At 44.3% G+C, this 12494-nt stretch carries 7 protein-coding genes; 4 read left to right on the top strand and 3 right to left on the bottom strand.

What is annotated here, in order from left to right:
- From H6G05_RS22275 to H6G05_RS22265, 3 genes are all read right to left on the bottom strand, one after another.
- A partial coding sequence (locus H6G05_RS22275; RefSeq protein ID WP_190581689.1) for an IS1 family transposase occupies positions 1-207 on the bottom strand: 207 nt, incomplete at its 3' end.
- 47 nt (positions 208-254) lie between these two features.
- Positions 255-1025 carry a glycosyltransferase gene (locus H6G05_RS22270; RefSeq protein ID WP_190581687.1) on the bottom strand — a complete coding sequence of 257 codons (771 nt, stop codon included), beginning with the start codon at positions 1023-1025 and terminating at the stop codon, positions 255-257.
- A gap of 114 nt (positions 1026-1139) precedes the next feature.
- Positions 1140-1733, bottom strand: coding sequence for a PAP/fibrillin family protein (locus H6G05_RS22265; RefSeq protein ID WP_190581685.1), 594 nt, complete (start codon positions 1731-1733; stop codon positions 1140-1142).
- A 725-nt stretch (positions 1734-2458) separates the two neighbouring features.
- Here H6G05_RS22265 and H6G05_RS22260 point away from each other — a divergent pair.
- The 4 genes from H6G05_RS22260 (at position 2459) to H6G05_RS22245 (ending at position 12491) form a co-directional block, all read left to right on the top strand.
- Positions 2459-5089: a beta strand repeat-containing protein gene (locus H6G05_RS22260; protein WP_190581684.1), complete on the top strand. Its 2631-nt coding sequence runs from the start codon at positions 2459-2461 to the stop codon at positions 5087-5089.
- 126 nt (positions 5090-5215) lie between these two features.
- Positions 5216-5782 (top strand): DUF11 domain-containing protein, encoded by a 567-nt coding sequence (locus H6G05_RS22255; protein WP_190581682.1) that lies wholly within the window; start codon positions 5216-5218, stop codon positions 5780-5782.
- 200 nt (positions 5783-5982) lie between these two features.
- On the top strand, positions 5983-7425 hold the full coding sequence (locus H6G05_RS22250; protein ID WP_242025747.1) for a hypothetical protein: 1443 nt from the start codon (positions 5983-5985) through the stop codon (positions 7423-7425).
- Positions 7425-12491, top strand: coding sequence for an OmpA family protein (locus H6G05_RS22245; protein ID WP_190581677.1), 5067 nt, complete (start codon positions 7425-7427; stop codon positions 12489-12491). The genes H6G05_RS22250 and H6G05_RS22245 overlap by 1 nt, the downstream gene beginning before the upstream one ends.
- Positions 12492-12494: the final 3 nt, after the last annotated feature.

The raw sequence follows: 12494 nt of genomic DNA, 5'->3' as shown, positions 1-12494 counted from the left end.
GTCTGTCCCTGTAAAAATATGGAACACTTTCCCACATTCCCGACACTTGTATTTGACGATTGGTGTACGTTGGCGATCGTGTGGCGCTTGTCCCACTGGTAATGCGTGTCCATTGGGACAATACAATCCTTTCGGATGTAGAATTTCTAATAACCATTCATAGCAGGCTTGCTCATCTAACAATTCCGTCAGGGGAAATTTGATCATGGCATCTCTATCGATTCATGAAAATGACTCCCTCCTATTTTGCCATTTCACCTGCTTCCCCATATGAGCGAAAGAATCATCTTTTTGTCCTCAGTCAAGCCCAGATGTTGACGCGCCGAAGCTTGATCCACTTTAGAGAAATGGTCAATATCCACGCTACAAGGAATGATTTGAATTTGACCATGCTCTGATACTAATTCGCGCAGATCATTCTGCTCCTGTGAACTAGTGGCAATTACACAGTTTGTTTGCTCTAGACAAGCCCATTCCACACCTAGGCGCGAAAGTGCAATCTTTGGTAATGCATTCATCGCCTTATACTTTACCGCTCCTACCGAGTGATAAGTATGCACCTGTGGAATGCTCAGACGCGATCGCAGTTGCATTCCTACCCAACCAGACAGCCAATAATTAGAATGGATAATATCGTAGGTAAGTCCATTCTGCTTTTGAAAATCGAGCCAAGCTTCTACAAATTCGGGTAGATAGAGAAACAACTCGTCACGATGAATAAACTCAGTGGGACCAGCCGTGAGACGAATTGTGCGGCATCCATTAGCATGTTGAATAATTGTAGGCTGATCGGCATCTTCTCGACGGGTGAACATATCCACTTGGCAGCCACGTTTTGCTAAGGATAAACCTAAGGATTTGACATAGAGATTTTGACCACCTGCACCGTCCTTGCCAAGTTGTGCTGAGGGATCGCCATGTACTGAAATGAGAGCATAGCGATGTTCTGGAATAATGGGAATAGATAGACTTCGCTCTAAGATTTCAGTTTCCCATTTGGGCAGCTTCAATAATTTGCTAGTCATAATCACATCTCGATTAACGATGTGGCTAAGCTAATTCCTCTCTAGTTAGGAAACTGAGGCTAAAACGGGGATAATTCGGGGGGAGAACAAACATGCTGCAAAGCGGTCTGTCTGTTAAACTCTTTTCAAAACAAACAGATTGCCTTCATTTCCTCTACCAATTCGCAAATCTTGATCGAGATAAGTAGTCTCTAACCAGCCTTTCTGATCTTCTCGCTTAATTTGGAAATCGATCGCCAATAATTTCTTTGGCGATCGCAAAGTGTCGATAAAACTATTTACATCCTGATAACCAATTAAAGTTTGCGAACCAGCTACCAATCGCTCAAAGTTAACCTTAACCTGCTTGTCAGAAACAACCGTAAAGTTTGCACAAACACTTACTAGACCACTCAGCAAAGGTAACCCCTTAATCTCGGCAACATTAAAAATTTTTCCTTCCGATACGCGCAAACATTGATAGATGTTGCCCAGCTTGTAAAGTGGAAAGCGATCAATTCCCAAAAGCTCTTGACTAGTCGTAAATAACAATAACCAATTGCCATCCAATAATTCTGGGGATTGAGTAGGCGCAGGTGTAGGATTTAGTTCTTCAAGATACGCAACTGCTGAAAAAATCATTTTACGCTGATTTTCGGACATTTGTAAGCCGCGATTCACAGGTGCGATCGCATTAATTAGATTTGCTTTGCGAGTATTGCTAGTCATGAATTTATTCTATCGCGATCGTACTCCGAGAATATGGCATTTGAATATAGCAATCCTAAATGAATCGTGAGAAGCTAAGTTTCATAACAACGATGAGCTTCATCATCGCCTTTCTTGCAAACCTTTTATGGTCTCGTCATAGGAGGTTCGCAAGCAAGACAACCCGAATCGTCTTTCGTCAGTCCAAAATCTACAAATAATTTTAAGGACAATATATAGGTTAAGCAAAAGTAAAAATAAAAAAAACAGACAATATCAGATAGCTTATTGTATTAATTGGGTAAAATCATGTAAGCTATTTCGCGTGTTGATAAAATCAAATCAATCCATAAAGGAGTTTGACTCATAGTATCTAACTCTTTTATGAACTATACGTTCGCTAGTAAGTTTATTCAGGTATAGTACATCGTTAAGATGAAAGAACTGAATAAATACAATCTAATTTGAATAGCTATTAGGATACCTAGCATCTGGGAGAGGTTTCTAGATATCTTGTATTGATATTCAAATGCCCCTATGTAGGCTGATTCTATAAATCTGCAAAAATGCTGTTAGATTTCGATGAAATTAATGGAAATCTCAGGCGTTTTTACAAATGCTATTTGAATCAACTACCAAAATTAATTTTTGATAGATCGCTGCTATCTACAGATAGGTAATGTTGCATCAACACTACCTTCAAAGAAACACGTTGTTGCTTTTTTAGTGAGGAAAATCAATCCGATATGCTTAAACTTAATCCACAAAACAAATTAGAGTCTTCATTCTATCGGTTGATAGCAGCGACATTGACAATGGGTGGGGTGTCACTACTACTACCCCTATTAGCCTCCGCTCAGGTTGTACCACTCACTCCTGCTGGCACAGTTATCAGAAACACGGCCACAGGTACTTACGAAGATCCCAACAATCCTGGTGTACCGATCAACACAACATCAAATGAAGTTACGGCTACAGTAGCTGAAGTGGCAGGTGTGACAGCTGTTCCTGCTGGTATTGTTGATGTTAACGGCGGTAGTGTCACCACTAATGATGTTGTTAATTACAACTTCCTAATCACTAACGTTGGTAACGATGTCACCGCCATTAATATTCCTGGCACTTCAACGGTTGTAGGTGGAACACAAGGAACCATAACCGTCACCGAAATTAATGGCATTGTCCTGACGACACCGATTGACGTTGCCGCAGGTGGTGTAGCAACGAACGATCCTGCATTTATAGCTTTGGTTCAGGCTCGCGGTATTCCTGCGTTTAATGGCACTATTCCTGCTAACGGTACAATCCGAGTCCAAGTTCCTGTGACAGTCACAGCAACAGTCGCAGGCAACCCAGTATCAGTACAACTGGGTAATACTGGTGCTAACGACAACAGCGCAGGAACTCAAAACCAAACTCAAGCTGGTGCTTTACCTACGGATGTGTACACGATCAACCCTGCTACTGGTAACCCAGGTGCGCCAGTTAACGGTGTTCGAGAAGCAGCTGCTTTCACGACAGTGCCTTTGGCGACGGCAGTTAATAACGTTGCATTAGCCACAGTCCTGAAGACTCGCATTGCTTATGCTGCTGGAGCTGCCGCACTCACCGATGACCAGCTCACATACCGTTTAGATTTGAGAGTTGAGAATACCCCTCCTGCAGGTACTACAGGCATTACTCCCGCGCCATTATTACCTACAACTATTACTCTTGATGGTGTTGCTGCGAATAGAATTTTAATCTCTGATGCAATTCCTGCTCAAACAACTCTAGACAATACTTTTGGAGCTGCTACTGTAATCATCGGTGGAGTCACTTGGACAAGGGTTTATAGCACGGTCGCTACGGCCACTGGACCACTAGCTGTAGGGCAAAACTGGCAAACTGGTGCTGTCCCCGCTGCTGGTGTAACCCGAGTTGGATATGTTGCCCTTGGACCTTTACCAGCAGGAACCACAACAGTAACTGATCCCACTGGCTTCCAATTCCGCGTAATTACAACTGGGGTCACCGCTGTTCCCGTCACTATTGCCAACATTGCCCAAGTATTTGGTCAATCTACGCCCGGACTGATCAGTCCGACCAATCCTCTAGTTTATGACGAGTCTGGTGACCAGAATCCCAACAACTATGAAGCAGGTGTACCCCCAGCTCCAATCACTACACCCGCAACTTCTCCCACTGGTGTTGCTAACCCTGCTACCGACGGTACTGACCCAATCGGTGATCCCCCCAACAACAACCAAGGTACTGGTACTGGTGGTGAAGCCAACGTCTTCACAATCAATCCTGCTGGGATTATCTTGAATGGTCCTCCAGGAGTACCTGGTGCTCTTGGTCCAGATGGAACGGCTCAAACTGACTTTGTCAACAGGTCGGCAACCGATGTCCCTGCTGGCGCAGCAGGAGCACCTGGAAGCACTTACGATCCAGCACCAGTTACATTTACCAATACGGTTCAAAACCCTGCGACCAACACGAACCAGTTGGACAACGTGACTTTGGAACCAATTTCTGCAACATTGGCTGCTCAAGCTGTGAATAATACGGCTACACCTACAGCAGGCCAAATCCAAGCCTATGATTTAACCAATCTCGCCAATCACGCAGCTTTGCCGAATGGCACAATTGTGAGCATTGCCTTTGGTGGTCGTACTGCTGTGTATACGCTCACTGCTGGTAGTTTCGTTCTGACATCCAGTGGTGCAAGTCCTGCTGGTACAGGAGATGCTGTCGCAGCACCGATCATTATTCCTACCATCGCAGTAGGAGTCTCTCAAACCTATACAGTTATAGTCAATCTGCCTGCTGGTGCTGTGGTCACGACTGGTTACTCTGTACCGATCGTTTCCTATGTAAATAGTAATGTTGCCGATGGAACAACATTCAAAACTAATGGAACTGCACTAGGTCAAGACAATCCATTCAACATCAAGATGGATCGTGTCTATACTGGTTACCTGAATCTCGTCAAGGCTTCTCAAATCCTCCAAGGGACAGGTCCAGCAGTATCGCCTGCAGACGCGATTTTAAATGGTGCAGCTAAAACTCCTGCTCCAGGCAATATTATCCTGTATCAGATCACCTACAGTAACATTTCCACTCCTGCTTCTGGCACAGGGAATGTGATCTTGAATGCGAACAACATCGTCATTACTGAAGATGGTGCGGCTGGTACTAACAACTGGGCTACTACTACTTTCAACGTGGCTAATACTGCGGCAGATGCTACTGCTGGTGCTGTTATCACCTTCTTTAATGGTGCAACGGCTACGACAACCGCAGATGTGAATGTCACTAGATATCTCGACAGTATTCCCACATTAGCTCCTGGAGCTAATGGAACCTTCACGTTCCAACGTGTTGTCAGATAGGTAGTTGATTGAATTTGTCGATTCGATTAGGTTCAGTCAATCTGAACCTAATCGAATCCCCATTACTTGATCTTGCTGGGTAGTTACTGTTGATCTTTGTTGATTGTTATAAATCAGGTAAGCCAAATGAAACGTATAAATATAATCAGTTTGGGTGCGATCGCCCTTATATCTTCTATCTCTTTTGCTACTGTAATGCCTAGCTTAGCTAGCTTGCAAAATAGTGACCCTGCGATCGCGCAAACGGCTAAGCAAGAATCCCCAGTGCAACTAAAACTTGCTGCGGAAAGGCAATCAATTATTGCCACAGCTTCTGGGCGCGTTGATTGGAAGCCAATGCCAACTGATGCGTCACTCCGTCCAGGAGAAACCATTCGCTATATTGTAACTGCAAGCAATACGAGCGATCGGCAAATCAAAAAGTTAGTCGTCAATCAACCAATTCCCAAAGGTTCAGTTTATGTTCTAGGTTCAGCAACTCTTCCAAACGTGGAAGGAGCAAAACTAGACTACAGCATTGATGGCGGTAAAACTTACACTGAAAATCCCACAATTCGCGTCAAGCTAGAAAATGGAGAAATTGTCACCCGTTCAGCGCCAGAAAGCATGTACACAAACATTCGATGGAGATTTGGTGATAACTTCGCGGCGAAAACAGTTGCCTACGCAACCTATAAAGTTCGCATTCGTTAAATATGCTTTAGCATAAGAAAATTTATGAATTGCACTATGTCACAGTGCGGATTCTATCTCTGAAAATATTTACAGGGTTTTAAGGTTAACTGTTGGAAATGAAAACTCGAAATTGTGCAATAAAACAGAATTTTCTGCGAAACAGTTTAAGCCTTACTGCCATATTTCTGTTTGGAAGTTTTCAAGTATGCGAATCTAGTTTGGCGCAACCAGCTCAGACAACTACTCAGATTCGTAATACTGCGACCTTCAGCTATAGTTACACCAATCCAGAAAATGTAATTTCTACCTTTACTGGAGTTTCTGCTGTACTTCAAGCATCAGCTATACCAATAGTCCCCCCACTAGTTGACCCATTTGGTACTTTGACCTCCTGTGATGGTGGTCTATTGCCAGATTACACAGGCTTCAGTGTGGGCTTGTATGAATTGCTGAATTCCACAGGTGATATTGGCTTACCTGTTTTGCTAACTGCTACAGTACCGCCTAAAACAAAACAAGCAGTTGGTATAAGTCCAAATTTCTTTAACGCTAATCCTTTCGTCTTGGTCAATAGCGATCAGGGGCGATTCAACTTTTTGCTGGATGTCAGTCGTGGACAAGTTGATGTTGGGAGAGAATACATTTTAGCGGTAAAGCCACCCGCAACCTCGCCCCTTGCCGAACGAAGGGTCAGAATTACAATTACTGCACGCAATGGAAATATTGTTAGCTACACCGCTACATCTCTAGATGGCGAACCGATCTCAGCTACGAATGCAGCTACCTCTGTAAATGGAGTTATTAATATCGCTAATGCCGAAACTGTGGGTTTAAGTTTAGCTGTAGCCATCAATAATCTTGATATTGCGACCTGTGAAGCTCAAGCAATCCAACTTTTAAAAACGGGCGATCGCGCCGCAGCAGAGCCAGGCGATATTGTTGTTTATCGCTTAAATGCTAGAAACCTTGCTTCTACGGTGATTACCAATCCTGAAATTCGCGACGATTTACCACTAGGGTTCCAATATGTCGATGGTTCAGTTCGTGCTGAGCTTGGTGGCAATGCAGTTAATGTAACCGTAGAACGAAATGGTCGCAGCTTGACTTTCCGCCCCAATGTTGCACTTCCTATAGCATCTGACAATATTCCCCTTAATATTGTCTATGCTGCACAGGTTACCAATGATGCGATTCGTGGAAGTGGGATTAACCGCGCCTCTATATCAGGTACACGTACTGATAATAGACGAATTGTTCGGACTGGACCTGTGTCACATTTGATGCGAATTCGTCCAGGAATCTTGTCCGATTGTGGAACCTTAGTTGGACGGGTATTTGTTGATAAAAACTTTGATGGCGAACAGCAACCAGGTGAAGCAGGCGTACCGAATGCAGTGATTTATATGGATGATGGTAATCGAATAGTGACTGATGCGAATGGACTTTACTCTCTCAGTAGTGTTCTTTCTGGTAGCCGCACTTTAGCGCTCGACTTAACTTCCGTTCCAGGATATACCCTTGCACCTAACTTGTATTTCATTGAGCGTAATAGCCAATCACGTTTAGTGCGACTTGCTCCTGGAGCATTAGGGCGGGTTAACTTTGCAGTCACCCCTGCGGCTCGTGGTATAAGCGATACAAAACAGGAAGGTACAAAGTAATGAAAAACACTTCTGCACCTTTTGTAAAGTTAGGGATTTTAGTATTGCCGCAGATCATGTTGTTACTGACAACAGCAATGGTCAAAGCAGAATTAGTTGCTGACATCAAAAATGATCCAGACATTAAGCAAAAAGACAACTTAACTAGTCAAACGGATCGTCAGACTGGAGAAAAAATCAATCAGAGTGCCAATTCTCAACAACTAGATCTGTCCTCATCTACGGAGAAAGTTCCTAGCAATCTCAAGACTTCTGATGCTGTTACCGATGTTCTGAAAACTGCTAATACTTCTAATACTTCTAATACATCTGACAAATCATCTCCAAGCATCGTTATTCTTTCGCCTACAGTTGGCACTGTTTTAGATGCACCTGCGGCGACCGTAGTCATCCAAATGCCAAGCAATGCTAGGATTGAGCTTTTGGTGAATGGGAAGGCTGTTGATCCTAGTTCAATTGGGCGATCTGAATTAGATGAAACTAATAAAACCATCACGCAAACATGGTATGGCGTACCTTTGCAGGCTGGTGACAACCAGATTACGGCAAGAGCGATCGGTTCTGAATCAGCTTCTAGTTCTATCAATCTCAAAGTTCGTGGCGCTCCCACTAAATTAGTTGTGAGTACCTTGGAATCGAAAGTTCCTGCGGATGGACGTTCCTATGTGACAGTTAATGGACAGTTAGTTGACGAAGATGGCAATCGTTCCAACTGGGATGCATTAGTCACACTCGAAGCTAGTGAAGGTAAGTTTATTGGTACTGATGCTTCGTCAGAACAGCCTGGCTTTCAAGTGGAAGCTAAACAAGGAAAGTTCTCAACCCAGTTGCAATCAGGTTTAAAGACGGGAACGGTGACGATTCGAGCGCTTAATGCTCAAATGGAAGCTTTTACGCAAGTTCAGTTTGAGACTGATTTGCGTCCTTCATTGGTGACTGGAGTAATTGATCTGCGGGTTGGAGCAAGAGGAACTGACTTCTATCGTAGCTTGCGGGACTTTTTGCCTGCCGATCGCGACAATCGTACTCAAGTTGACCTATATGGTGCGGTATTTGGAACTGGGCGTGTTGGAGAATGGCTGTTTACGGGTGCATTTAATAACAGCCGCACTCTCAATCAAGACTGTGCTGGCAATAGCAGCTTAGCTGGCACAGAAAAATATTGCGAGCAACAATATCCTGTCTATGGTGATAGCTCTACCGTAACTCGCACAACGCCATCCTATGACAGCTTGTTTTTGCGCTTTGAGCGTAACTCTCCTGTGCAGGGTGCAAGTACTGATTACTTCATGTGGGGTAATTATGGGACAGAAGAGTTCGCCACGAGATCGCAGCAGTTTAGTGCAATTTCAAGGCAATTGCAGGGTTTCAAAGGGAACTTTAATTTAGGCGATCTGCAAATTACGGGCTTTTATAGCAACGTTGGCAAAGGATTTCAGCGCGACACAATCACCCCTAATGGCACGAGTGGCACTTACTTTCTCTCGAAACGTTTGTTAATCAATGGTAGTGAGAATGTAACTATCGAATTAATCGATTTCTTTAGTGCAGGTACAGTAGTCTCGCGCCAAGAGTTAATCCGTGGTAAAGACTACGATATTAACTATGACAATGGCTCCATTCTATTTCGACAGCCATTATTGCAAACCCAACTGGGTGATGCTGGACAACTCTTGCGTCGTCAAATAGTTGTTACTTATCAGAATGAGCAGGTCGGTGGTGATAGTAATCTTTATGGTGGACAACTGCGTTATCATTTCAACCGCAGTCAAAGTCAGCCTAGTTGGATTGGTGCAAACTATTTTAAAGAAAGTCTCGGCATTCGTAATTTTGTTCTGTATGGTGCGAATGCCCTCATCTCCTTTGGTGAGAAGACCCAGCTAATTGCTGAATATGCCCGATCGCAAAATGATTCGGAGATCTTGGGCTATGTGAGCGGCTCAGCAATGCGCTTTGAGTTAAACAGTGAGATTGCTTCAGGTATTCTCGGTAAACTCTATTACAGTAAGGCGGAAACAGGTTTTGCCAATAATGCCACGATTAGTTTTGTGCCTGGACAAACTCGATACGGAGGAAATTTAAGTGCCAAGATTAGTCCCACAACTAGCCTGCAATTTCGCTATGACCAAGAAGACAATGTGGGTATTGCGCCACGTCCATTGACAACCCTTGCCGATCTTCTCAATACGAGGCAAGAAGCCATCCCTGGATCGCTAGTAAATAATTCGCTTCGCACGATTAGTTTAGGTGTGCAGCAAAATATCGGTGCGGCTCTGCTTAATCTGGATGTGTTATATCGCGATCGCCAAGATCGCCAAATCCCCAATGTTTTATCGAGTAACTCCACCCAATTGCGATCGCGCCTCAGTGTGCCAATTGCCGATAATCTGCGAGTGACCGCTCAAAATGAAGTAAGCCTGACCGCAAGCTCCGATGCTGTCATTCCCGATCGCAGTGTTCTCGCTCTAGATTGGACAATTGTTCAAGGATTGACCGCAAGATTGGGGCAGCAATGGTTCCATTCTGGACCTCTAGCGGGCAATGCTATCACCAGTGCTGATCTGCTGGGAGAGTATAAACTCGGCACTGATACTACCTTTACAGGACGTTATTCGGTAATTGGTGGCGCGAATAATGCCGCATCTACTCAAGGTGCATTGGGTATTAATCAGCGCTGGCAAATATTGCCAGGACTACGCATGAGTTTTGGCTATGAACATATATTTGGCAGTTTTGCTACCGCTACAACTACAGGAACATCATTTTTACAGCCCTTTGCGGTTGGTCAATCCTCTAGCGCCCTGACCTTCCAAAATGGCAGTAGCTTCAACATTGGGGCGGAATATACAGATAATCCTGACTTCAAGGCAAGTGCTAGATTTGAACATCGCAGCGATAGTACTAATACTAGTACTGTGTTTACGGCTGCGGCTCTGGGGAAGCTCTCTCCTGCTTTGACGATGCTGTTTAACTATCAGCAATCAAGTGCAGCCAATCAATTAATCTCTGGATTGGGAACGATCTCCAATCTCAAGGTCGGGCTAGCCTATCGCGATCCTGAAGATGACAAATTCAACGTTCTCTTACGTTATGAATATCGCCAAAACCCTAGTATCGTCCCTGAATCACTGCTGATCGGTAGCGGTAGTGGCTATGCTGATCACACTCTTGCGCTAGAAGCAATTTATGCTCCTAACTGGCAATGGGAATTTTATGGCAAGCTTGCCCTGCGTAATAGCACCACAACGATCGCCCGTGATTTCACAGGTGTATCGAATACTAACTTATCCCAATTTCGAGTTACCTATCGTCTTGGCTATAACGTCGAACTAGTGGGAGAAACTAGATTTCTCAATCAACCAACCGCAGGCTACAGTGAACTAGGACTAGTCGGCGAAGTTGGCTATTTTCTAACTCCTAACTTACGCTTAGCGGCTGGTTATAGCAGTGGTTCCGTTAATGTTGATCGCGATTTTAATGGTTCCCGCTCCACTGGAGGACTATATGCAGGAATTACTGTAAAGCTGAACGAGTTGTTTGATGGCTTTGGCTTGCAAAAGACTCCTCCCCGCCAGCAACAAGAGCCTGTTGAGCCTGTAGCACCAGTGGCTAAGACACCTCATTCAGAACAGAAACTAGCGGCAGCCATTCCCTCTAGTCCTCAAATCATCAGCCTGAATGTGGCGCGATCGCTGACATTTAAAGAGGGCAGTCAAGCTAAGAATGCAGAGTTAGCAGTATCAGATATTGCGATCCTAGAAAACTTAGCCTCAGTTTTGAAGGAATACAATAATCTCTCCATTGATATCCAAGGATATATTGGCTCACTTGCCGAAATGAATTCAGGTGATAATCTTGCTGCGAATCGAATGATGGCGGCGAGAAAGTACTTACTCGAACGTGGTGTCGCAAGTTCGCAGATGACCTTACGTTCTTTGGGTGGTCTTGCTAGCGCTGACAGTTCTAATCAAGCTAGTGCTGCCAATGCGACACCAGTTAGTTTTGCGCTCAGTGGTCAAGCTGATGTCTTTAATGCGATCGCTACCCGTTTGCAAACGATGGCATCCAATTCGCCGACAACCGAATTTTTGCAAAGTATCTTGCCCAATGCTCAATCTACTTTGCAAGCTAATGCCATACCTGTTAATCGTCCCTCGAATATTAGTGGCGCAAATCCTAATATTTCAGTAGGTGTGGATGTTGGTAACGATGGTAAAATCGCGGACTTAAGCTATGCCACATTGGATCGGATGGTTGAGCGTCTAAATACCAATCCTAGCTTGATGTTTGAGATTCAGACTAGCTCAGCCTTCAGTGCTGTGTCAGGACAAGATCTGGAAACATTTAAATTACTTGCTGTCAGGAGCTATCTACTGGATAAGGGCGTGAGTTCTGATCGCATTTTACTGAGTTCTAATAGAGCCAATCAAGCAGGGAATTCTCAAGTTTATATCTCACTGAATGTAGATGAGAGCAATATTAATATTGCGACAACCCCAACTACCCTACCAACTTCTCAGGCAAGTGCTACCACTGTTCCTGTCCCCTTGGCAACTGCCGATACTTCTACTTCGCCCTTGGCGGTTCTATTAGAAGCTGATCGCCGCTTGTCCAATTGGCTGGAAAGTGCAATTCCCGATTCTCAACTTAATCCTCAATTCAATCCAGTATTTAATACATCTATTCAAATCCCCAATCTTGAATTTAGCCCCTTGTTAACTCAATTGCCAACCGTCGATTCGTTCTTGCTGGCGATCGCTCGACCTGTCGATCCTGCTCTTTCATCGGATGATCGCAATCGCCTCTGGAGTTATGCCTTTGAAACCTCTCCAACTCAACTTGTCAGTATGTTGCTGGGTAATGACCTAAATAACAATCCTGCGAATAGTCCAGCCAATATCAATCCTACGGATGGAGCCACCCGCCGTCTTGCCACCGCTTTTAACTTCTTGTTGACTAGTGAAGGTGATACAGTAACCGCACTCCTGCGAGCCATGGGAATTAGCACTACCGAGAAAAGTGGCTTTGTGATCGATCCCGATCAACTCTCAAATCTAAAGAACTAGGGA

Source organism: Phormidium tenue FACHB-1050 (assembly GCF_014696925.1).
GTDB lineage: Bacteria > Cyanobacteriota > Cyanobacteriia > Pseudanabaenales > Pseudanabaenaceae > Pseudanabaena.
This window is presented reverse-complemented; position numbering and strand designations above follow the sequence as displayed.

What these genes read in the sequence shown, in the direction of transcription:
- H6G05_RS22270 (WP_190581687.1), bottom strand. Translation starts at nt 1,025, where the DNA reads ATGACTAGCAAATTATTGAAGCTGCCCAAATGGGAAACTGAAATCTTA.
- H6G05_RS22265 (WP_190581685.1), bottom strand. Translation starts at nt 1,733, where the DNA reads ATGACTAGCAATACTCGCAAAGCAAATCTAATTAATGCGATCGCACCT.
- H6G05_RS22260 (WP_190581684.1), top strand. Translation starts at nt 2,459, where the DNA reads ATGCTTAAACTTAATCCACAAAACAAATTAGAGTCTTCATTCTATCGG.
- H6G05_RS22255 (WP_190581682.1), top strand. Translation starts at nt 5,216, where the DNA reads ATGAAACGTATAAATATAATCAGTTTGGGTGCGATCGCCCTTATATCT.
- H6G05_RS22245 (WP_190581677.1), top strand. Translation starts at nt 7,425, where the DNA reads ATGAAAAACACTTCTGCACCTTTTGTAAAGTTAGGGATTTTAGTATTG.